The organism is Bacillus sp. NPDC057893 (genome assembly GCF_042796455.1).
Taxonomy (GTDB): domain Bacteria; phylum Bacillota; class Bacilli; order Bacillales; family Bacillaceae_G; genus Bacillus_A.
Window position 1 is genome coordinate 192,313 of sequence record NZ_JBHVNG010000001.1, and the last position, 20,446, is coordinate 212,758.

24 protein-coding genes, 4 pseudogenes and 1 other annotated feature are annotated in these 20,446 nt (G+C 36.6%); of the genes and pseudogenes, 14 read left to right on the plus strand and 14 right to left on the minus strand.

The features are described 5' to 3' along the window. Positions 1-34 precede the first annotated feature (34 nt). Entirely contained in the window at positions 35-1,051 is a 1,017-nt protein-coding gene (locus tag ACFVQC_RS01155; protein ID WP_377897241.1) for a CamS family sex pheromone protein, read from the plus strand. Between the two features lie 376 nt (positions 1,052-1,427). Then, positions 1,428-2,426 (plus strand): catabolite control protein A, encoded by a 999-nt coding sequence (gene ccpA, locus ACFVQC_RS01160; protein WP_204208491.1) that lies wholly within the window; start codon positions 1,428-1,430, stop codon positions 2,424-2,426. 37 nt (positions 2,427-2,463) lie between these two features. Here ccpA and ACFVQC_RS01165 read toward each other — a convergent pair whose 3' ends face one another. Next, positions 2,464-2,823: a DUF4288 domain-containing protein gene (locus ACFVQC_RS01165; protein ID WP_377897242.1), complete on the minus strand. Its 360-nt coding sequence runs from the start codon at positions 2,821-2,823 to the stop codon at positions 2,464-2,466. Next, a pseudogene (locus tag ACFVQC_RS01170) lies at positions 2,811-2,945 on the minus strand (DUF3949 domain-containing protein); the annotation flags it as partial. The pseudogene ACFVQC_RS01170 and the gene ACFVQC_RS01165, both read right to left, overlap by 13 nt. A 111-nt stretch (positions 2,946-3,056) precedes the next feature. On the opposite strand from ACFVQC_RS01170, the gene ACFVQC_RS01175 reads away from it, so the two are divergent. After that, positions 3,057-3,329, plus strand: a complete 273-nt coding sequence (locus tag ACFVQC_RS01175) for a DUF3917 domain-containing protein (RefSeq protein WP_002112306.1) — start codon at positions 3,057-3,059, stop codon at positions 3,327-3,329. A 49-nt stretch (positions 3,330-3,378) separates the two neighbouring features. Here the strand turns inward: ACFVQC_RS01175 and mscL are convergent, their stop codons facing one another. The 3 genes and pseudogenes from mscL to ACFVQC_RS30210 form a co-directional block, all read right to left on the minus strand. Continuing rightward, positions 3,379-3,777 (minus strand): large-conductance mechanosensitive channel protein MscL, encoded by a 399-nt coding sequence (gene mscL, locus ACFVQC_RS01180; protein ID WP_377897243.1) that lies wholly within the window; start codon positions 3,775-3,777, stop codon positions 3,379-3,381. A gap of 128 nt (positions 3,778-3,905) precedes the next feature. Further along, entirely contained in the window at positions 3,906-4,832 is a 927-nt protein-coding gene (locus ACFVQC_RS01185) for a Gfo/Idh/MocA family protein (RefSeq protein ID WP_377897245.1), read from the minus strand. 79 nt (positions 4,833-4,911) lie between these two features. Further along, positions 4,912-5,013: pseudogene (locus ACFVQC_RS30210) on the minus strand (ankyrin repeat domain-containing protein); the annotation flags it as partial. Between the two features lie 105 nt (positions 5,014-5,118). Here ACFVQC_RS30210 and ACFVQC_RS01190 point away from each other — a divergent pair. Beyond that, positions 5,119-5,406: a hypothetical protein gene (locus ACFVQC_RS01190; RefSeq protein WP_377897246.1), complete on the plus strand. Its 288-nt coding sequence runs from the start codon at positions 5,119-5,121 to the stop codon at positions 5,404-5,406. A gap of 115 nt (positions 5,407-5,521) precedes the next feature. Here the strand turns inward: ACFVQC_RS01190 and ACFVQC_RS01195 are convergent, their stop codons facing one another. The 5 genes from ACFVQC_RS01195 to acuA form a co-directional block, all read right to left on the minus strand. Further along, positions 5,522-5,941, minus strand: coding sequence for a VOC family protein (locus tag ACFVQC_RS01195; RefSeq protein ID WP_377897247.1), 420 nt, complete (start codon positions 5,939-5,941; stop codon positions 5,522-5,524). 89 nt (positions 5,942-6,030) lie between these two features. Continuing rightward, entirely contained in the window at positions 6,031-6,864 is an 834-nt protein-coding gene (locus ACFVQC_RS01200; RefSeq protein WP_377897249.1) for an alpha/beta fold hydrolase, read from the minus strand. A 52-nt stretch (positions 6,865-6,916) separates the two neighbouring features. Beyond that, complete coding sequence (acuC, locus tag ACFVQC_RS01205) at positions 6,917-8,083, minus strand: acetoin utilization protein AcuC (RefSeq protein WP_377892590.1); 1,167 nt, start codon at positions 8,081-8,083, stop codon at positions 6,917-6,919. Further along, positions 8,080-8,724 carry an acetoin utilization AcuB family protein gene (locus ACFVQC_RS01210; protein ID WP_377892565.1) on the minus strand — a complete coding sequence of 215 codons (645 nt, stop codon included), beginning with the start codon at positions 8,722-8,724 and terminating at the stop codon, positions 8,080-8,082. Before ACFVQC_RS01210 ends, acuC begins: the two co-directional genes overlap by 4 nt. Before the next feature lie 17 nt (positions 8,725-8,741). Then, positions 8,742-9,374 (minus strand): acetoin utilization protein acetyltransferase AcuA, encoded by a 633-nt coding sequence (gene acuA, locus ACFVQC_RS01215; protein ID WP_377897250.1) that lies wholly within the window; start codon positions 9,372-9,374, stop codon positions 8,742-8,744. 176 nt (positions 9,375-9,550) lie between these two features. Between acuA and acsA the strand changes: the two genes are divergently transcribed. The 6 genes from acsA (at position 9,551) to tyrS (ending at position 14,823) form a co-directional block, all read left to right on the plus strand. Beyond that, positions 9,551-11,269: an acetate--CoA ligase gene (gene acsA, locus ACFVQC_RS01220; RefSeq protein WP_002145366.1), complete on the plus strand. Its 1,719-nt coding sequence runs from the start codon at positions 9,551-9,553 to the stop codon at positions 11,267-11,269. Positions 11,270-11,358: 89 nt separating this feature from the next. Further along, a complete protein-coding gene (locus ACFVQC_RS01225; RefSeq protein ID WP_377897252.1) occupies positions 11,359-11,916 on the plus strand; it encodes a maltose acetyltransferase domain-containing protein in 558 nt (185 codons plus the stop codon). A gap of 67 nt (positions 11,917-11,983) precedes the next feature. Beyond that, on the plus strand, positions 11,984-12,439 hold the full coding sequence (locus ACFVQC_RS01230; RefSeq protein WP_002164969.1) for a hypothetical protein: 456 nt from the start codon (positions 11,984-11,986) through the stop codon (positions 12,437-12,439). Next, the gene (locus ACFVQC_RS01235) at positions 12,420-12,965 is read left to right on the plus strand and encodes an RNA polymerase sigma factor (RefSeq protein ID WP_377897254.1); all 546 of its coding nucleotides are present in this window, start codon (positions 12,420-12,422) and stop codon (positions 12,963-12,965) included. The genes ACFVQC_RS01230 and ACFVQC_RS01235 overlap by 20 nt, the downstream gene beginning before the upstream one ends. Continuing rightward, positions 12,946-13,191 carry a hypothetical protein gene (locus ACFVQC_RS01240; protein WP_377897255.1) on the plus strand — a complete coding sequence of 82 codons (246 nt, stop codon included), beginning with the start codon at positions 12,946-12,948 and terminating at the stop codon, positions 13,189-13,191. Before ACFVQC_RS01235 ends, ACFVQC_RS01240 begins: the two co-directional genes overlap by 20 nt. Positions 13,192-13,268: 77 nt before the next feature. Beyond that, positions 13,269-13,496, plus strand: a binding site (T-box leader). A 70-nt stretch (positions 13,497-13,566) separates the two neighbouring features. After that, a complete protein-coding gene (tyrS, locus tag ACFVQC_RS01245) occupies positions 13,567-14,823 on the plus strand; it encodes a tyrosine--tRNA ligase (protein WP_002034349.1) in 1,257 nt (418 codons plus the stop codon). 78 nt (positions 14,824-14,901) lie between these two features. On the opposite strand, the gene ACFVQC_RS01250 is transcribed toward tyrS, so the two are convergent. Further along, positions 14,902-15,204 carry a YjdJ family protein gene (locus ACFVQC_RS01250; RefSeq protein WP_377892555.1) on the minus strand — a complete coding sequence of 101 codons (303 nt, stop codon included), beginning with the start codon at positions 15,202-15,204 and terminating at the stop codon, positions 14,902-14,904. A 150-nt stretch (positions 15,205-15,354) separates the two neighbouring features. Between ACFVQC_RS01250 and ACFVQC_RS01255 the strand changes: the two genes are divergently transcribed. Continuing rightward, positions 15,355-15,483, plus strand: a complete 129-nt coding sequence (locus ACFVQC_RS01255; RefSeq protein ID WP_377892554.1) for a transporter — start codon at positions 15,355-15,357, stop codon at positions 15,481-15,483. Between the two features lie 381 nt (positions 15,484-15,864). Here ACFVQC_RS01255 and rpsD read toward each other — a convergent pair whose 3' ends face one another. Next, the gene (rpsD, locus tag ACFVQC_RS01260) at positions 15,865-16,467 is read right to left on the minus strand and encodes a 30S ribosomal protein S4 (protein WP_002145373.1); all 603 of its coding nucleotides are present in this window, start codon (positions 16,465-16,467) and stop codon (positions 15,865-15,867) included. A gap of 398 nt (positions 16,468-16,865) precedes the next feature. Here rpsD and megL point away from each other — a divergent pair, with 398 nt between their 5' ends. Beyond that, entirely contained in the window at positions 16,866-18,044 is a 1,179-nt protein-coding gene (gene megL / locus ACFVQC_RS01265) for a methionine gamma-lyase (RefSeq protein ID WP_377897256.1), read from the plus strand. Positions 18,045-18,260: 216 nt separating this feature from the next. Here the strand turns inward: megL and ACFVQC_RS01270 are convergent, their stop codons facing one another. After that, a complete protein-coding gene (locus ACFVQC_RS01270; RefSeq protein WP_002067564.1) occupies positions 18,261-18,740 on the minus strand; it encodes a GAF domain-containing protein in 480 nt (159 codons plus the stop codon). A gap of 147 nt (positions 18,741-18,887) precedes the next feature. Between ACFVQC_RS01270 and refZ the strand changes: the two genes are divergently transcribed. Continuing rightward, positions 18,888-19,526 (plus strand): forespore capture DNA-binding protein RefZ, encoded by a 639-nt coding sequence (gene refZ, locus ACFVQC_RS01275; RefSeq protein WP_002145375.1) that lies wholly within the window; start codon positions 18,888-18,890, stop codon positions 19,524-19,526. Positions 19,527-19,537: 11 nt separating this feature from the next. Here the strand turns inward: refZ and ACFVQC_RS01280 are convergent. Continuing rightward, positions 19,538-19,852, minus strand: a pseudogene (locus ACFVQC_RS01280) (EamA family transporter); the annotation flags it as partial. On the opposite strand from ACFVQC_RS01280, the pseudogene ACFVQC_RS01285 reads away from it, so the two are divergent. Then, positions 19,841-20,437 (plus strand): annotated as a pseudogene (locus ACFVQC_RS01285) (LysR family transcriptional regulator substrate-binding protein); the annotation flags it as partial. The pseudogenes ACFVQC_RS01280 and ACFVQC_RS01285 sit on opposite strands and share 12 nt — an antisense overlap. Positions 20,438-20,446 lie beyond the last annotated feature (9 nt).

Consider the following 20,446-nt stretch of genomic DNA (forward strand, 5'->3'; position numbering starts at 1 on the left):
AAGTAAATTGACTTTTGAAAGTGGGTTTTAAGCAATGAAGAAAATGGCGTTATGCATCGCAAGCTTAAGTTTATTACTGGGGGCTTGCAGCAATAATACTATTGAGAAGAAAGATGAAGTTGTACAGAAAGATACGAAAGAAAAAAGTATGATTCCAAGAACTGCTGTTTCTAAGGATTACTATAGAACTGTTATTCCTTTAAAAGAACAAAAGGTAATTAATACAGTTAATGTTAAAACTAATTCTAAACTAGATTTAGCAGAATATGAAAATGGTTTAATGGATATTGCTTCAAAACAATTCGATACAGAAAATTACGTATTACAATTAAATCAATATATTCCAGAGAAAACAATTGATGAATTAGTTACGAAACAAGAAGTACCAGTTTTGACTAATATTATAGAACAGGACTACTTCGGCAAACAGAATTCAAATGAACTAAGCTTATCTGGTGTTGTTATTGGTTTATCTATGTCTTCAAGTGTATCTAATGAGGAAGCTATTTCTAAAGGTACTGAAGTTGCTAAGGGGCTTGTAGAAGCTATTAATAAAAATGATAAATATAACAAATCACCAATCACGTTTGCTATATTCAAGCAAGAAAGTACAAGTTCTTTAAAGAATGGTACTTATATTGCAAGCGCTACTGTTCAAAAGAACGAGACTAACCTTGGAAATTGGAATACTATTGATGAAAAATCGTATTCGTATCCTTCTCAAGAATTTGAGGGAGCACAAGGAGAAGATAAGAAAAAGTTAGATGATTTTTCGGAAGCAATAAAGAAATTCTCTCCAGGAGATTATATCCCTGTTAATGCTAAGATTTCTTATAAGCAAAATAAGATGGATAAATTAAAGATGGATCTTGTCGTTAAATATAATGGTAAGTCAGAATTAATGGCACTCTCTCAAATTGCTGCTCAAAGTATGTTAGAACAATTTCCTAAAGATGCTAAAGTTCAATTACAGATAAAGTCCGAGAATAAAATCGAGGCTGTTATTATAAAAGAGAAGAACAGCGATAAACCGTTTGTTTCTTTCCTATAAAATAAAAAAGACAGTTTTTAAGCTGTCTTTTTTATTTTATAAATTTTCCGCAGTTCAATGAGTTTATGAAAGAATTAAAAGTATTCGGAAGTAAATTATAAAAAGATTTCTTAGTCTATGTAGCCCTTGTCACATAGTTTTTTACAAAAATTGACCTTTTTTGCATAAAAAATACGAAAATACGAGAAAAGAAGCGAATTTTTTCGAAACTTTTGCGGGAAAATATTGTATGACCCTGCGTTTTTATCGTATCATTAGTAAAAGGAAGAACTCGGGACGATTGTTGGCATCTGCAAATAGAGTTGATGTCTTTTTTTCATTCAAGTGAACCGATACATAAAAATAGATAACATAAATAGAAGGAGTGTGCGAAGAGATGAACATAACAATCTATGATGTAGCGCGCGAAGCAAACGTTTCAATGGCTACCGTATCACGTGTTGTGAACGGTAACCCAAATGTAAAGCCTACAACAAGAAAGAAAGTATTAGAAGCAATTGATCTTTTAGGATACCGCCCAAATGCGGTAGCACGTGGACTAGCAAGTAAGAAGACAACTACAGTGGGTGTTATTATTCCTGATATCTCAAATACGTTTTATGCAGAACTTGCTCGTGGAATTGAAGATATCGCAACAATGTACAAATATAACATCATTTTAAGTAACTCTGACCAAAACAAAGAGAAAGAGTTCCACTTATTAAATACGATGCTTGGGAAACAAGTGGACGGGATTGTTTTCATGGGTGAAGATATTACAGATATTCACGTTGAAGAGTTCAAAAAATCTCCAGTACCAATCGTATTAGCAGCGTCATTTGATGAACAAAATGAAACTTCATCAGTAAATATTGATTATACACAAGCAGCTTACGATGCAATGAAGCATTTCATTGAGCAAGGACATAAACGTATCGGTTTCGTCTCTGGTCCTTTCATTGATAAAGCAGGAAGCGCGAAGAAGTTACAAGGTTATAAAAAAGCTTTAGAAGAAGCAGGTATTTCATATGATGAAAATCTTATAATTGATGGAGATTACACATATGATTCAGGTATAGAAGCATTTGAAAGACTTTGGAGCATGGATGAAAAACCAACAGCAATCTTCGTATCTTCTGATGAAATGGCACTAGGTGTAATCCACGCAGCACAAGACGCGGGATTAAACGTACCAACTGATATCGAAGTGCTTGGTTTTGACAACACACGTCTTGCATTAATGGTTCGTCCGCAACTTTCAACAGTTGTACAGCCAATGTATGATATCGGTGCAGTAGCAATGCGTCTACTAACGAAATACATGAACAAAGAAAAAGTAGAAGATCACTCAGTTATCTTACCTCACCGTATCCAATTTAGAGATTCAACGAAGTAAGAATAAGGGAGCTCACAGCGATAGCTGTGAGCTCTTATTAGTATTCAGGATAGTATTGTTTAACTACTGTATCGACAGTTTCATTTTTCTTAACATGTAAAAATCTTGCGTACAATTCTGTTCCTGTCTCAAATGACGTATCATTTAATTCAAATACATGTAACACTTTTCGAAACTTCCATGTTACTTGCACATCGTACATATTATCGTACGTATCTTCAGACTGTAGAGCTATCTTTTCACCTAGCTCGTGAGCTTCCTCTAAACTGTTCGCCTTAACGAGAATAATACTTTCTTCAAAAAGTGTATCGTGATTCTCTTCATAATGTTCATCAATTTTACTAGGATTAGGGTCACCTGAATGAACAGATTCAAATAATAATTTTACAGCGTACATATGAGATCAATCTCCTTATGCTGAATGTTTACTTTATAAACAATACTCGCGATAAGTGAATCCGGTATTGTAAATACGTTGCTTTGATAATGGTAATGTATTTGGGATTCTTCATAAGACATTCGCTACAGTTGGGGTTATTCCTTGTTATATGTCACACAAGTGCAAATTTAACTATTATAGGGCAATGTCATGTATAATAGAAAGAAAAGGCTTGTGAGGGGGGAGAAGAGATGATCGTTCTTTGGATAATTACGCTTTGCATGACTGCTATTTTTGCATATATGACGTTAAAACAAAATGGCTTAAAGCGATTTGTTCCAGGAAGTATTCTTGCAGGAATCGCCCTTATCACGTATGTAATTTCAATTTTTACTGAAAGTATTTCGATAGATTTAAGTACGAGTTTAATGTTTATCGGTATTACACTATTTGCAGGTAGCATTATGGTACTTATGGTTGCAGGTATTATTGCATTTATTCATATGAATTCGGAAACGTTATAGCATATAAAAAAGGCATGTCCCGAGAGGGGCATGCCTTTTGTCCATGCAATTATGCTCTATCTTTAGAAGAGTTTTGTTGTTTTAGTAAGTCGCGAATTTCGCCAAGAATTTCTTCTTCTTTTGTTGGTTCTGGAAGTTCTTCTTTCTTTTCTTCTTCTCTTTTAGATGTTAGTTTGTTGAAAACTTTAACAAACATAAAGATAGCAGCTGCAATAATTAAGAAATCAAAAATAGTTTGGATGAAGTTACCATACATAATAGATGATTTACCGAATGTAAGTTTTAAATCTGTAAAGTTAACGCCGCCCAGTACCATACCAAGTAATGGTGTGATGATATCTTTTACTAAAGAACTAACGATTTTACCGAATGCAGCACCGATTACAACCCCGACAGCTAAATCGATTACATTCCCTTTGAACGCGAATTTTTTAAACTCGTTCCACATGTGTCAATCCCATCCTTTCCACGATTCATTATGAAATTTATAATTCCTATCAACATATTCTATAGAAATTTGTGATAGAAATAAAGAGGAAATGGGAATGAAAGTAAATTCTGAAAAATGTATCCGTTTTAATTTTTGCTTACAGTTTGCAGTAGAGATTGTAGTAATTGCTGTGTTTTTAATCCTTCTGATCCATCTACTAACGGTTTCGTATCTCCATGTACACAGTCAATAAAATGATGAACAGCATCTTCAAAACCACGTTGTTTTAATGTCGTTTCCCATGACGGGGAACCGCTTTGTGAAACAGAGTTTTCCTGTTCTATTTCAAATGTATTCATATTTTTAACGCGAATGATTTTCCCTGTCGTTACAAGTTCAATTTGTTCTAAGTTTGTACCAGCATGACGGTGCATCGCTGTAGAGAGTAACATTCCATTTGCAGTTGTGTACGTATGATGTCCGTAAAGGAGTTCATTTTTTTCGTTTATTTGCATCATATTATGAACGACGTTAAGGTCATCGTTAGCTAACCAACGAGCGGTATCTACAATATGTAAGTAATCATCTAACATCGTAAAGTCATACGTATATGGCCCTACTTTATTTGTGCGGTGCTTTTCAATTCGAATCCATGAAATATCATGAGCTTGTTCTTTGGCAGCGACGTACATAGGAACGAATCGACGGTTAAATCCGACCATTAATTTTCGGTTATGCTTTTCGCTCATTTCGACTAGCTCTTCAGCTTGATCCACTGTAGCTGCTAACGGTTTATCGACATAAACGTCGATACCTTTTTTTAGAAGTGTAGAAACGATTTCATAATGTGTAGCAGTTGAACTATGAACGAAAACGGCATCACATTCTGAAGCTAACGTTTCCATAGAATGAAAGTCTTGAATACGGTATTGCTGACAAATTTGTTTCCTTTTCTCTGCGTTAGGTGTAAATGCCCCTACAAAATTCCAATCTGTTTCTTTTATAAGTGTTGGAAGATAGGCCTTTTGTGCAATACTTCCAAGTCCAATCATCCCGATTTTAGGTTTGTTCATGTTTATTCCCACCCTATTAATATTGATGTAACGGGTTAAATGTAGCATAGGGTGGGGGAGGAAGGCAAAAATTAGCTTTTTACTTACGTCCTTCTAGCAAGCCCTTCTCTATTTCTTTAAAGTTATGAGCATGGGCGTGTTGCAGCGGGGTAACACTGTCATTGTCGGGAATGCTTACATCTGTTAGGAAAAGGGTATTTTTGATAATTTGTGTTAAAGTGTAAAGAGAGATAAAACTTCTTTGTTTTGCTAACAGGCAGGATAGTTTGAGAGGGAGTGCTAGATTTTGGGGGCGGAATTAAAGAATAATAAATCAAACAAGGTTTTAAAGATTGGAACTAATATCATACTTATTTTATTAATTATTGGTGCAATACAAATGTTTTATGATGAAGATTATACAAATGACCATTTCGGTTGGTTATTTTTGGTCGCATTTTGGATGGTTAAAAGTATTTCTGGTTTTACGATAAGTTTAAAAGAAGGAGATAAAAAGTCGGTATTAATTGATTTAGGTTTAGTGCTCTGTTCCTTTTATCTTTTTTTTGTTTATAGTATGAAATATTTCTTCTGAAAATCAACTCACTAACGAGGCTTTAATGGAATAAGCCTCGTCTCTTTTTATCTATGTTATTCAATATTTTCGCCAATTGTAAAAGTTGATTCCATATTAGAATGATCAATATATTTTATTGTGATATTAGGTATTTTTCTTTGAAAATAGGGCTCAATTCACTCCAAACATCAAATTTATTCCCATCTAAATCGTAAAAAATAAAATTCTTTCCAGTATGTCCTCTGTCTTCAATCTCTCCAACCATCATTTCTTTTTTCATAAAGTCTTTATGAATGGATTCAAGTGCATTCAAGCCATTAACTTCAAATGTTAAAGAAAAGCGTTCTTCACCGTGAAAATCGAAAAAATTTAAGCTTTGATTATTTTGAGATTTAATCAGAAAAAAGCTTTGGTTTGCAAAGTTAATAATAGCCTTGTCTTCGTCTTTAAAGCTCAACTCTGCTCCCAATTTGTTTACATACCAGTTTGAAGAAAGTTCTACATCGGTAACTGGAATATAAGTCGTTCCAACTCTTAATAATTTTTCTCTCACTCTATTCTCCCCTTTTAGCAAAATAGCACTCATAAACTAACTTCTTCTCTCTTTATGTACGTATTGCCTTTGTGAGTTTGTAATTTCTTTTACGTCCATAAAAATTGTTGAGTGGTAGTAGTGAAATGAGTGGCTTCTTCTAAAAAAGGATAATGGTTACTATACTCAAATGGCACAAAAATAGAATTACGTATACCCTCATGTATCTCAATGGAATATTGAATCGGGCACTGCACATCGTGTCTTCCGCACATAATGAGCGTCTTTGTTTTGATAGAAGGTAAACACTTTCTTAAATCAAATGACGGATATTCTTGAGAGAAGGCATTCATCCGGCTGACGGACATTGTTTTGTGGATGTGCTTACAAAAATAAGAGTTATAGTTTTCGGGTTTATACAAAGATAATTTGGTTCTTTTAGTAGATAGTTCCTTTCGTTTTTCCTTTGTAAGATGAGGGTTTTTTAAGCTTTCGATGAGCTCTTGCATATAGTGAAACTGTGGATGTTCTGGATGATAAATACAAAATGGTGTTTCGGTATAGTTGCTTGCTGCGGCTCCGGCCATGACTAATGATTGTAAGGCATTTGGATATGTAATCGCGTATAAAAGTCCAAGCATACCGCCTGTTGAATGACCGGCGAAATGCCATGTAGAAAATTGTAAAGCTTCTTTAATCGCTTCTAAGTCGTGAATTGATTTGATCATGGTCAATTCTTTTTCTGAATTGGCTTTTTGAGAATTACCAGCATCACGTAAATTAATGAGGAATACACGGTGTGTCTGAGTAAAAGCTTCTGCAAAATAATCGCCTGTCTCATTAAACTGTGAATAGTGATGTGTAATGCAAAGTGGTTCGCCATTGCCTTTTACAAAGAGTTCGAATGTGCCGCGGTTCGTCTTGAGCATTTGTTGTTTCCACATAATAATCGCCTCTCATAAAAAAGAATAGGAGCAAATCTCCTATTCTTTCTGCTTAATACAAAGATTTTGTCATATTATTCCGAATAATTTCGAGAGATTTCGCTACAGTTAATGCATTTTTTTCTTCGATTTCTGGTTTTCTAGGGATAGGTTGATACATGTTGTCTGGATCTTCCCATGTGAGGGGAAGTTCTGTTTCTGCTTGTCCTTTCCAAGCGTCAATCCATTCTGGAGGGAGATAACCTGAGATGTTTTGGATGTTGTTCATTTCGAGCCAAATGAGTGCCCAGGCTCTTGGGACGACGCGCCAGTGGTCATAGCCACCGCCGCCGACGGCAATCCAGCGACCATTGCAATATTCATTAGCGATTTCACGAGCGAGTTTCGGTATTTCACGATAAATGTTCATCGTTGCGCAAAGGTGTGTGAGTGGATCGTAATAATGAGCGTCAGCACCATTTTGCGTTAAAATAATATCCGGTTTAAAGTACTCTGCAACTTCTTTTACAACAGTTCGATATGAATCTAAAAATGATTCGTCTTCTGTAAAAGCATCGAGTGGAACGTTAAAAGAATAACTATATCCATTTCCTTGTCCACGTTCATTTACTGCGCCAGTTCCAGGGAATAAATAACGCCCAGTTTCATGTAATGAAATGGTGCACACGTTAGGATCGTCATAAAAAGACCATTGTACCCCGTCACCGTGATGAGCATCTGTATCAATATATAAAACGCGTAAACCGTATTTCTTCTGAATATATTTCATTGCGATAGAGCTATCGTTATAAATACAAAAGCCAGATGCTTTACCACGAAAGCCATGATGTAAGCCGCCGCCTAAATTGAGGGCGTGCTTTACTTTCCCGGAAAGAACAGCATCTACAGCTGTTAACGTACCGCCAACGAGTAATGCACTTGCTTCATGCATATTTGGAAACATCGGTGTATCTTCTGTTCCGAGCCCATATGTCATCGCAATTGATTTTTCTAACTTTCCTTCTCCAGCAAGTTTCACCGCATTTATGTACTCCTCGGTATGAATGAATGCAATTTCCTCATCTGTAGCCATTCTTGGCGAGATGACTTGAGAAGGGGAGATAAAACCACCCTTTTGTAATAAATCATACGTAAGTGTGACGCGTAGTTGGTTAAAAGGATGATCAGGGCTAAAAGAATAGCCCCGAAAGTCATCCGAATAAATGAAGGCGCTGCTCATGCTTGCATCCCCATTATGTTTGGCCATAATACGCGGTAACCCTCTGCTTCAAGTGCATCAATCACTTTTAGAGGATTCATCGTTTGAATGCGAAAAACGAGTACTTTATCATTCTCATCTTTTGCTGGATAGACGAGAACGCTCACAATATTAATTTGTGAATCACTAAAAATAGCAACGACTTTTCCAAGAATACCAGGTTCATTTTTTACTTGAATTTCAATTTGTGAACTTGGTTGATGTGCACCTGTTAATTTTACTAACGTGTGCAGTACTGTAGATTCGGAAATAATGCCTACTAGCTTTCCGGCCTTTGTAACAGGGAGACAGCCAATTTTATTTTCAAAAAATAAAGTAGCAATTTCCTCAACGAAATCAAGAGGATGGCAAGTCATGACAGGGTGTTTCATAATAAGTTCGAGCGGTTGCTGTAGCATATCGAGTGAAACTTGTTCATCAAGAATTGATGGACTTGCATCTCTTACATCCCGGTCAGAAATAATGCCTACTACGTGATTATTTTGATCGACAATTGGAATGTGCCGAATACCTTTCGTACGTATTGTTCGGATTGCTGTTTCGATTGTGTCATCTGGATGCAATGTTACTACATTTTGATTCATAATTTCTTCTACAATCATTCCAGTTGCCCCCTTTATTAATACATAAAACGATTGTGAAAACGTAGACGATCGAATGCTTGAATGGAATCCGTATCGACGCGCTTACCGATGCGAACCATTAAACAGTTAGCGGGGTGTGAACAAATTTCAGGATCGTCTGTAGCCATCCATTGTAAACCACCGGCATTCATCATTTTTTCCATTACTTTTCGGTATTCCCAAACATTTAAGCCTGTTTGTTTTAAATCCCAGTGCCAATAATATTCAGTCGTTAATATAATGTAATCTTCCATATGATCGTCCATCATTGAAACTTCTAATAAGTTTTTTCCGACAGAGCAACCGCGAAAGGCTGGGACAACTTCAATGGCCCCGAGTTCAATTAAGTTTCCAATCTTTCCTTCTGACCATCGCTCGAGAGGATCAGGATATAAGTATGTAACATATCCAACGATTGTTTGGTCATGTCTAGCAATAATGAGACGAGCTTCTGGTAATTTAGAAATTTCGACAATTGCTTTATATTGCTGCTCGGCAGGACGAAACGCAATTAAGTCTGGATGAAATTCATACATTTCTAAGTTATGTGTAGAGACAGGACCTTCAATAATTAAAGTGCCTTTCGCTGTTTTTAAGTTTCTGGCATTATATATTTTTTTATGAATCAATTTATTGCTCACCACCTTGAGGGTTTGTGAATCTATTAATATCGTACTTTATAATATATGCGATGTGAATCGAATTTTGTCATTAAAAATTTGTCTAAAAATCAACAAAAATACTGAAAATTTTAAATAATGTTATTATAATAGATAATAGAATACATAGGAGGGGGATGTAAAGTATGAAAGTAGAAACGCTTCCTGTCATTAAAGGAGAAAATAATTTGCCGAATTATGAAGAGGCATACGCGAATTTTAACTGGGAAGAGGTTAATAAAAATTTTACTTGGAATGAAACTGGCCGAGTAAATATGGCGTATGAGGCAATTGATAAGCATGCGAAATCCGATCGAAAGAATAAAGTAGCACTTTATTATCAAGATGGATCGCGAAAAGAGAAATATACGTTTAAGGAAATGAAGGATTTTTCTAATAAAGCAGGAAATGTCCTGAAAAACTATGGCGATGTTGAGAAAGGCGATCGCGTTTTTATTTTTATGCCGCGTTCCCCAGAATTATATTTCGCACTTCTAGGTGCAGTGAAATTAGGGGCAATTGTTGGACCATTATTTGAAGCATTTATGGAAGGCGCAGTTCGCGATCGTTTAGAAGATAGCGAAGCAAAGGTGTTAATTACAACTCCTGAATTGTTAGAGCGCATACCATTAAATGATTTACCTGCTTTAAAAACGGTCTTCCTTGTTGGAGACAATGCAGAAGAAGGCGGTAAAACTGTAGCGTTCAATCCTTTATTTGAACAAGCTTCAAAAGAATTACATATCGAGTGGTTAGGCCGTGAAGACGGTTTAATTCTACATTACACATCGGGTTCTACTGGTAAGCCAAAAGGCGTCCTTCATGCTCAAAACGCAATGGTGCAGCACTATCAAACAGCGAAATGGGTATTAGACTTAAAAGAAGATGATGTATATTGGTGTACAGCTGATCCTGGCTGGGTAACTGGAACAGCTTACGGTATTTTTGCACCGTGGTTAGTGGGGGCATCAAATGTTATTTTAGGTGGACGCTTTAGTCCAGAAGCGTGGTATGAAGCGTTACAAGATTACGGTGTAACAGTTTGGTATAGCGCACCAACAGCGTTCCGTATGTTAATGGGAGCTGGACAAGACACAATTAAAAAATATGATTTATCACAAGTGCGTCACGTATTAAGTGTTGGTGAGCCATTAAATCCAGAAGTAATTCGCTGGGGTATGAGCGCATTTGGACTTCGTATTCATGATACGTGGTGGATGACAGAAACAGGTGGACAAGTTATTTGTAACTATCCTTGTATGGAAATCCGTCCAGGTTCAATGGGTAAACCAATTCCAGGTGTGAAAGCAGCGATTGTTGATAATGAAGGAAATGAAGTGCCTCCATACACAATGGGGAATTTAGCGATTGGTAAAGGCTGGCCAGCTATGATGCGTGGAATCTGGAATAACCCACAAAAATATGATTCTTACTTCATGCCGGGAGATTGGTACGTATCAGGTGACTCAGCTTATATGGACGAAGATGGATACTTCTGGTTCCAAGGACGTATTGATGATGTAATAATGACGTCAGGTGAGCGCGTTGGTCCGTTTGAAGTAGAAAGTAAATTAATCGAGCATGCTGCTGTAGCAGAAGCTGGTGTAATTGGTATTCCTGATCCAGTACGCGGGGAAATCATTAAAGCATTTATCGCGCTTCGCGTGGGATACGAACCGTCTGATGAATTAAAAGAAGAGATTCGTCAATTTGTGAAAAAAGGCCTAGCAGCTCATGCAGCTCCAAGACAAATTGAATTTAGAGATAAATTACCGAAAACGAGAAGTGGTAAAATTATGCGCCGCGTATTAAAAGCGTGGGAGCTGAATTTACCAACAGGTGACTTATCAACGATGGAAGATTAAGAGAGAAAGGTCTGAACGAAACAACGTTCAGGCCTTTCTTTTTTATGTTATGATGAACTTATATATACGTGTTGGAAGGGGAGAAGGAAATGAGAACAGAAAAAGAAAAGATGATACAAGGGGAAATGTACATACCTGCTGATCCAGTTTTAGTACAAGAGAGGGAGAAAGCTCGTATATTAACAAGAAAGTTAAATGAAACATCAGAAGTAAAATTAGAAGAACGTAGTGCAATCGTAAAAGAATTATTCGGAACGACTGGAGATAACATTCATCTTGAATCTTCTTTTAGATGCGATTATGGCTATAACATTCATGTCGGTGAAAATTTTTATGCGAACTTTGACTGCACCATTTTAGACGTATGCCCAGTTACAATCGGAGTGAATTGTATGTTGGCTCCAGGAGTTCATATTTATACGGCAACGCACCCGCTTGATCCAGTAGAACGCATAAGTGGATCTGAATACGGAAAACCCGTTACAATTGGCGATAACGTATGGATTGGCGGAAGAGCGATTATTAATCCAGGCGTAACAATTGGAGACAATGCGGTTATCGCATCTGGCGCCGTTGTAACGAAAGATGTGCCAGATCATGTAGTAGTTGGCGGGAATCCTGCAAAAGTTATTAAAAAAATAAAATAATATTTGAACGAAGCGCCTTCCTCGTCTGTATACATTTATGAAAGAATAGATGAGGGAGGCTTTTTATATGTCCAATAAATTGATGCTTACTTTTGCTTTAATTGGAATTATAGTTGTGTTTTCTTGTGGTATGTTATTACCTATACCAATTGGATTTAAAATTTCAATGATTACAGTTGGGATTATTATGATTGTTATTTTTTCAATCCTTATTCCGTTTGATAAGAAGTATATTGTACGAAAAAATGGAAATAAAATTGATTTTACAAAAACAAAAGTGTATTTTCGCTGGAATGTATTTGATACTATTTCTGTCTGTCTTGCAGTGTATGCATGCATATGTGTGCAAGCATTAAATATTTTAGTTTCAATTGGATTCACGATTCAAAACCCATATGTTCAATTTTTTGCGAATCAATCACAAGTATGGATTATTGTCGCAAGTGCATATTTAATTTCCCGTATTTCATTAACGTTAAAAGGAATAAAGGAGATCAAAAAAAATGGCGCAGATTGGGATTGAGGAGGAGCTCATGCTTGCGTACCAAAATGGAGATAAGCAAGCTGGAGAAAAACTATATGTTTTAATCAAACCGGCGCTATATACATTTTTGTATCGATTTAATCGTGATGAACAACTGAGTATAGATCTCGTTCAAGATACGTTTTTGACTCTAGAGCGTAAGAAACATATGTATGAAACCCGAAAAGGAAAAATTAAAACTTATTTATTTCAAATTGGTTACCGTCTTATGATTAATAAATTGAATCGAAGAAAAAAATGGCGTTCTCTTTTACCGTTTTTAGTGCCGATTCAGGAAAAGGAGTTTTCCCACGAAGACCGGCTTACGGTAAGAGAAGCAATTTTGAAAGTTCCTGAAGAACAGCGAGCGGTCCTGATTCTTTCTTATTATCATGATATGCAGCAAAAAGAAATTGCAGAGGTACTGGATATTCCTGTTGGAACAGTGAAGTCGAGGCTTCATAACGGAATAAAGAAATTGAAACAATTGCTGGAGGTGAATGAAATTGAGCGAAAATCCTTTTAAGAATGAATACAAATTAAAGCAGCATTTAGATAGTGACCATGTAGAAATACCGGATTTCCCAAAAACAGTAAATCGTTTCGGTCGATTACTCGGATTTCTTGCTTCTCCGGCGAAAGATCCTGTGGAAGCGACGATTGGGAATGATTTATCGGTTGTGTTTCATGTATCGTTATTAGTTGGTGTTCCAGTTCTTTCTCTTATTACGATATTCCTTGCGACTTTGTAAAGGATTGGTAGGAAAAGAACTCCCGCCTCTATTTGACATGCTTATATAAATGATGGTATAAAGAAAAGTATATGAATAATTGAGCGTGGAAAGGGAGAAGTAGTGATCATTTCCCTGTTTTAGAGAGCTGATGGTCGGTGAAAATCAGCACATAGATGATCGCGAATTACGCCCCTGGAGCATCTTTTTTCGATTGAATTGTATTCAAAAGGGAAAAGACGGTGCTAAGCCGTTATGTAAATAAGGTGGTAGGCTTTTTTGTCTGCAACTAGGGTGGTAACGCGATGATCAAAATCGTCCCTTATTTGAAGGGGCGATTTTTTTATGTTTTCAACCTTCACGCCAGTAATGAACTTAAAGGAGAGTATGTAGGATATGGGTATTTTACAAGATCTTGAATTTCGCGGGCTAATTAATCAGCAAACAGATGCTGAGGGATTAGAGCAATTATTAGAAAAAGAAAGCGTTAAATTATACTGTGGTTTCGACCCGACAGCGGATAGCTTACATATTGGTCATATGTTACCAGTATTAATGTTACGTCGTTTCCAATTAGCTGGTCACCAACCAATCGCACTTGTTGGCGGTGGTACTGGTATGATTGGTGACCCAAGTGGTAAAAAAGCAGAGCGTACATTAAATACGAAAGATACAGTTGCTTACTACACGGAAAGCATTAAAAACCAACTTTCAAACTTCTTAGAGTTTGAAAACGTGGACAACCCAGCAACGATGGCTAACAACTACGACTGGCTTGGTAACTTAGATGTAATTACATTCTTACGCGATATCGGTAAAAACTTCGGTTTAAACTATATGTTAGCAAAAGATACAGTAGCATCTCGTTTAGAAACTGGTATTTCATTTACTGAGTTTAGTTACATGATTTTACAATCATACGACTTCTTAAACTTATACCAACAACACAATTGCCGTCTTCAAATCGGTGGTAGTGACCAATGGGGTAACATTACAGCTGGTCTTGAATTAATCCGTAAATCAGAAGAAGATGCGAAAGCATTCGGTTTAACAATTCCACTAGTTACAAAATCTGACGGTACGAAGTTTGGTAAAACAGAGGGCGGCGCAATTTGGTTAGACCCAGAGAAAACAACTCCTTACGAGTTCTACCAATTCTGGATCAATACAGATGACCGCGATGTAGTTAAATACTTAAAATACTTCACATTCTTATCTCATGAAGAAATTCTTGAGCTTGAGAAGCAAGTAACTGAAGCACCAGAAAAACGTGCAGCACAAAAATCATTAGGATCTGAAATGACAAAACTTGTTCACGGCGAAGAAGCGTTAGAGCAAGCAATTAAAATTTCAGCTGCATTATTCAGTGGCTCTGTAGCAGAACTTACTGCAAGCGAAATCGAGCAAGGATTCAAAGACGTACCATCTGTAGAACGTACTGCAGAAGATACAGTATTAATCGACTTACTTGTAGAAAGCAAAATTTCACCATCTAAACGTCAAGCACGTGAAGATGTAACAAACGGTGCAATCTACGTAAACGGTGAGCGTACACAAGCTTTAGACTACGTTGTAACAGAAAACGACCGCATCGAAGGTAAATTTACAATTATTCGTCGCGGTAAGAAGAAATATTTCTTAATTCGTTACTAATCAGAAACGAATGTAAAACAAATAGTACCCCGAATGGTAGGCTGAAAAGTCTATCGTTCGGGGTTTTTATGTATGCATTTAAATTGCCTCATGATTTCTTTTAAATAGAATATGAAGAATTAATACGAGCATATAAAGTAAGCTAATTAGCATAACGACAAATGCTGTGGGATAAAATTTTGCCGCATATATAAAGAAATCGATTTGATAAATATCGTCATAATGTGAAACGTACCCTTTAAAATAATTCGTAAACTTAGCGCTATATTTCCATTCATCAGGATAATCAATTAAATTACTCCCTTGATACCAACTAATAAGTGTTGAAGTAATAAACAGCATACATGCACTGCCCAATTGAACCATTTGGTTTATTGTCAAAACGAATCAACCTCCTATTTTATGGTTATTATAACGTGCATTCGTATTCCTGTAACCTTTTTGTTGTAATCTCCTTTTCGAGTTCATACGGAAATCACATGTAAGCGGTATGATAAACGTATAACAAATAGAAAGGAGTGTTAAAACAAAATGTCACTAGAAGCGCTCATTATTTTTTCTTTGCTAAATGCAGGACAGCTTGCAGAGCATACGAAAGGCGATATACATAAAGAGCAGAAAGATGCTTATGTATATGTTCAAAAAGAGGAAAATAAATAACTTTAATATATATAAATAAAAGCTACTTGAAGTGACTGTTTAGTTGTCTTCGGTAGCTTTTTCTATTGAGATATAATGTGGAAGTCATGAAAAAAGGGGTAGTCAGAAAACGAAATGATTATATGTTTAAGGGAATAAGTATAACAGCATGTAATGAAGATGGATTATAAAATTTTGCACAATAAACGGAGCTAGTATTAAAGAGGATCCAATCGTTGGAATGAATAAAAGAGAAGTAAGGACGATTATCCATAACTCATGAAAAAACTTCCTTGAAGTATTTTACTATACATACGACATTTATATAAATAAAAAAGCCCAGGCCCCTTGATAAACAAGGTTCCTAAGGCTTTTAATATTACTCTTTGCAGAGTACCGAGATTAACGAGAGTAGAACTCTACGATTAATGCTTCGTTGATTTCAGCTGCTAACTCAGGACGCTCAGCGTGACGAGTGTAAGTAGCTTCTAACTTATCAGCATCGAAAGTTAGGTATTCTGGTACGAAGTTGTTAACTTCGATCGCTTCTTTAACAACAACAAGGCTGTTAGATTTTTCGCGAACACCGATAGTTTGACCAGGTTTAACGCGGTAAGATGGGATATCTACGCGAGCTCCATCAACCGTGATGTGACGGTGGTTTACTAATTGGCGAGCTGCACGACGAGTGCGAGCTAAGCCCATGCGGTAAACTAGGTTGTCAAGACGAGCTTCAAGAAGGATCATGAAGTTTTCGCCGTGCTTACCAGGCATTTTACCTGCTTGGTCAAATGTGCGACGGAATTGACGCTCAGTCATGCCGTACATGTGACGAAGTTTTTGTTTCTCTTGTAATTGTAAACCGTATTCTGAAAGTTTCTTACGTTGGTTAGGACCGTGAGGACCTGGTGCGTAAGGGCGTTTTTCTAATTCTTTTCCTGTACCGCTTAGAGAGATTCCAAGACGACGAGACAGTTTCCATGCTGGACCTGTATAACGAGCCATAGTTGACTCCTCCTTCAAAAATGTTTTTATTTTCGTAAAATAAAAACAGACGTAATCGATATTTACGGGTATTTTGTTTTCATGTACCTTCGCTCCAGCAGCAGGGAGTTACGAGATACACCTCCGCAGAGGAACAAAATACAAACGATAAACTCACATTACAAGGCTGCCTTTTTATTTTACACAAACGCTATTATATCTTTTAGCTGTGATTTCGTCAAGTGAGTACCTTTTTGTTTTATTCATATAAATTTTGGAAATTAGTTAAGAAGGAATTTAAAACGATGTAAAAGAAGAGATAGAAACACAAATAAAACGCTTACATAAAATAAGGTAAACCGTTCATCAAATTTTTATTGATGAATATGCGGCAATAAAAACATAAAGGGGATGTTTTTATGAAAAAGAAACATATGGAGACAGCATTAATTCATCACGGATATGAATCAAATGAAAATAAAGGGAGTTTAACACCACCTTTATTTCAAACTTCTACATTTACGTTTGAGACAGCACAGCAAGGAGAAGCGAGTTTTGCGGGAGAAGATCCATCTTATATTTATTCAAGACTGGGGAATCCAACTGTGAAATTATTTGAAGAACGTATGGCTGTTTTAGAAGGTGGAGAGGAAGCGTTGGCGTTCGGTTCAGGTATGGCAGCCATTTCAGCAACGTTAATCGGTTTTCTAAAGGCTGGAGATCATATTATTTGTTCAAATGGATTATATGGATGTACGTACGGTTTTTTAGAAGTATTAGAAGAAAAATTTATGATTACTCACTCGTTTTGTGATATGGAGACAGAGACTGATATTGAAAATAAAATTCGTCCAAATGCAAAGCTCATTTTCGTTGAAACACCGATTAATCCAACGATGAAATTAATTGATTTAGAAAAGGTAATCGGGGTAGCGAAGCGAAATGACTTGCTTGTTATTGTCGATAATACGTTTTGTTCACCTTATTTACAAAGACCTCTTGAGCTCGGTTGTGACGCCGTCGTTCACAGTGCGACAAAATATATTGGTGGTCACGGGGATGTTGTAGCGGGTGTAACAATTTGTAAAACGAAAGCGATAGCTGACAAAATCCGTCCGATGCGAAAAGATATCGGCGGCATTATGGCGCCTTTTGACGCTTGGTTATTGTTACGCGGATTAAAAACATTAGCAGTAAGAATGGATCGTCATTGTGATAATGCGGAAAAAATTGTATCGTTTTTGAAAAATCATGAAGCAGTAGAAGGTGTTTGGTACCCGGAAGGGGAATTAGCATCCCGGCAAATGAAACGAGGCGGGGGCGTTATTTCTTTTTCAATTAAAGGCGGGAAAGAGGAGACACAGTCGTTTATCAATGAGCTCCATTTTATTACAATTGCCGTAAGTTTAGGTGATACAGAAACGTTAATTCAGCATCCAGCGACGATGACGCATGCAGCTATTCCAGCTGAACTAAGAAAAGAAATGGGTATTTTCGATAATTTAATACGCCTATCTGTCGGTTTAGAATCATGGGAAGATATCGTTTCTGATTTAGAACAGGCACTCAAGAAAATATCTACTGTTAGTAATCAATAAAGTGAAACTTTAATCAGTGGGGGTTTTGTCCATCCCCCACTGATTATTAGCCTTCACCAATCGGGCTTTTACGGGCAGTTATCTCCCACCTAACTTCCTCGCATTTGCCGAATTTTGAGGAGGGAGTCTTACTGCCCACAAATAGCGGGATAAAAAAGAGTGAGCTATCGGTTTCGTACGTTACGTACTTAATCGATAACTCACTCTTTTCTTTTTTTAAATATGTTTTAGGAGTGTTTCCACAAACTTTTCTAAATAATGCTGATCTACTTCATCAAAACGATTTTTTTCAGGACTATCAATATCGAGTACACCAATGATATTTCCTTCTTTCATAATCGGTACAACGATTTCAGAATTAGAGGCACTATCGCAAGCGATATGTCCTGGGAATTGGTGCACGTCCGCTACAAGTTGCGTTGTTTTTGTTTCAGCTGCAACGCCGCAAACACCGCGTCCGAACGGAATACGCACGCAAGCTGGCATTCCTTGGAATGGTCCAAGAACAAGCTGATTTCCTTCTGTTACATAAAAGCCAACCCAATTAACGCGATCTAAAAATTGATTTAATAGTGCGGACGCATTTGATAAGTTTGCGACTACGTTCGGTTCGCCAGTTAATAATGCATCCAGTTGTTTAATTACTGTCTCATATTGCTTTTCACGAGATCCTGCATAACTTTCTTTTGTAAACATGGAAACAACTCCCTTTTTATCGAGATATGTAAAATGGTAGCAAAATACGATGTATTTCACATGACTTTGTCGATAGAAAATTAAAGGAATTTGTCTTAAAAGTCAAGAAATTTAAACTATAGCTGTTCATTGAGAGGAAGTGAGCGCATGAAGCAGACGAAACAAAAGGTAATTGATGCGGCAATATCGTTGTTTAATACGAAAGGTTATGACGGGACATCGGTGCGAGACATTGCAAAGCGAGCGGATGTGAATGTAGCGAATATTTCATATTATTTTGCTGGAAAGCAAGGGTTATTAGAACAGCTTATTACGGATTTTTTAGAAGGCTATATTCACGTAATTGAAACGTCATTTGAACAAAGAGAATATTTATCGGCTAAAGATGTGATGGTGCAAATGGTGCGAGGGATTTTACGATATCAATTTGATAATAGAGAACTGACACGTTTTTTTTATAGAGAGCTTTCGCTTGATACGACATTAATTCGTGAAGTGATGACCGTTTATTTTTCGAGAGAAAGATATTATATAGAACAAATCATTAAACAAGGACAAATGAAGCAAGAATTTAAGAAGGTATCTTTTACAATGTTTATGACGCAATTAAAGGGCATGATGAATATGCCGTTTTTATATCCACAATATATATCAGAGGTGCTACACTCGTTTCCATCTGAGACGTTTTTCTTAGAAATGTATACGAAGGAAATTGAGCAATGGATGGAACGAACATTATATAAAGCGAGTATGTATTATGAACTGCCAAGAGCTATTCATATGTGAAAAATCCCCACCTAACGAACTGAGGTGGGGATTTTTATATGTTGTTTTCTTTGCCATAAATTGTTGCATACTAGCGCAATAATTGTTAATGAGGCGCCGGCAATTTCTATGTTATCGACAGTATAACCTTGAAACATAGAACCGATAAGTGCAAGTACAGGAACTAAATTCATAAATAATATGCCGTTAATAGATGAAATATATCGATTTCCCGTGTTCCAGCAAAATACAGCGATAACCCCCGCAACAATCGACATATAAAAGAGTTCAAAACGAACGCTCATAACTGTATGCAGTGACGGTACAGAAATTATATTTGTGTAGGTATATTACCGAGTTTAGCGGCTCATTACATATCAAAGTGTAAAGACTTATTAGAGGATATATTATGAAATAGAATGGGAAATTGAGCATACGAAAGTATTAATGGAGTTATTTAAAGAGCGAAAAATTGAAGCGATGTTCATCTATTCAGTAGTAGAAGGCGCTACGTATATAAAAGAAATGCGGGAAGAAAAAATCGTTTGTGCTGTTTCGAATGATCATCCGTATAGGGCGAAAAGGGTAATCAAAATGAACAGCTAATTGTATACCCAGAAATATGCGATGTAAGGAAAATGATTATGAATGTGTTTCACGATATAGGTGTAAAACCAACTATAGCTGTTGAAACATCTTATGCAGAACCGATGCTTGCAATGGTAAAATCTGGCCCTGGTATTACTTTACTTCCGGAAATGGTGGTAGAGCAAGCGGTAAGGCAAGGAAATGTACATGTGATTTCTATTGAACCACCACTTGTGCGCAAAATTTATTTCGCATCTCATATGAAAGAGTGCCTGTTATTACAATCATTTGAGGATAGGTGGTTAAGTAAGCGGAATATTAAGAAAGATTACATTTACATTTAAAGAAACATG

What these genes read in the sequence shown, in the direction of transcription:
- acuC (WP_377892590.1), bottom strand. Translation starts at nt 8,083, where the DNA reads ATGAGCAGCGCCTTCATTTATTCGGATGACTTTCGGGGCTATTCTTTT.
- ACFVQC_RS01270 (WP_002067564.1), bottom strand. Translation starts at nt 18,740, where the DNA reads ATGTTTACAAAAGAAAGTTATGCAGGATCTCGTGAAAAGCAATATGAG.
- ACFVQC_RS01175 (WP_002112306.1), top strand. Translation starts at nt 3,057, where the DNA reads ATGATCGTTCTTTGGATAATTACGCTTTGCATGACTGCTATTTTTGCA.
- tyrS (WP_002034349.1), top strand. Translation starts at nt 13,567, where the DNA reads ATGGGTATTTTACAAGATCTTGAATTTCGCGGGCTAATTAATCAGCAA.
- ACFVQC_RS01255 (WP_377892554.1), top strand. Translation starts at nt 15,355, where the DNA reads ATGTCACTAGAAGCGCTCATTATTTTTTCTTTGCTAAATGCAGGACAG.
- megL (WP_377897256.1), top strand. Translation starts at nt 16,866, where the DNA reads ATGAAAAAGAAACATATGGAGACAGCATTAATTCATCACGGATATGAA.
- ACFVQC_RS01165 (WP_377897242.1), bottom strand. Translation starts at nt 2,823, where the DNA reads ATGTACGCTGTAAAATTATTATTTGAATCTGTTCATTCAGGTGACCCT.
- ccpA (WP_204208491.1), top strand. Translation starts at nt 1,428, where the DNA reads ATGAACATAACAATCTATGATGTAGCGCGCGAAGCAAACGTTTCAATG.
- mscL (WP_377897243.1), bottom strand. Translation starts at nt 3,777, where the DNA reads ATGTGGAACGAGTTTAAAAAATTCGCGTTCAAAGGGAATGTAATCGAT.
- ACFVQC_RS01210 (WP_377892565.1), bottom strand. Translation starts at nt 8,724, where the DNA reads ATGATTGTAGAAGAAATTATGAATCAAAATGTAGTAACATTGCATCCA.
- acsA (WP_002145366.1), top strand. Translation starts at nt 9,551, where the DNA reads ATGAAAGTAGAAACGCTTCCTGTCATTAAAGGAGAAAATAATTTGCCG.
- ACFVQC_RS01200 (WP_377897249.1), bottom strand. Translation starts at nt 6,864, where the DNA reads ATGTGGAAACAACAAATGCTCAAGACGAACCGCGGCACATTCGAACTC.
- ACFVQC_RS01230 (WP_002164969.1), top strand. Translation starts at nt 11,984, where the DNA reads ATGTCCAATAAATTGATGCTTACTTTTGCTTTAATTGGAATTATAGTT.
- rpsD (WP_002145373.1), bottom strand. Translation starts at nt 16,467, where the DNA reads ATGGCTCGTTATACAGGTCCAGCATGGAAACTGTCTCGTCGTCTTGGA.
- refZ (WP_002145375.1), top strand. Translation starts at nt 18,888, where the DNA reads ATGAAGCAGACGAAACAAAAGGTAATTGATGCGGCAATATCGTTGTTT.
- ACFVQC_RS01235 (WP_377897254.1), top strand. Translation starts at nt 12,420, where the DNA reads ATGGCGCAGATTGGGATTGAGGAGGAGCTCATGCTTGCGTACCAAAAT.
- ACFVQC_RS01185 (WP_377897245.1), bottom strand. Translation starts at nt 4,832, where the DNA reads ATGAACAAACCTAAAATCGGGATGATTGGACTTGGAAGTATTGCACAA.
- ACFVQC_RS01155 (WP_377897241.1), top strand. Translation starts at nt 35, where the DNA reads ATGAAGAAAATGGCGTTATGCATCGCAAGCTTAAGTTTATTACTGGGG.
- ACFVQC_RS01225 (WP_377897252.1), top strand. Translation starts at nt 11,359, where the DNA reads ATGAGAACAGAAAAAGAAAAGATGATACAAGGGGAAATGTACATACCT.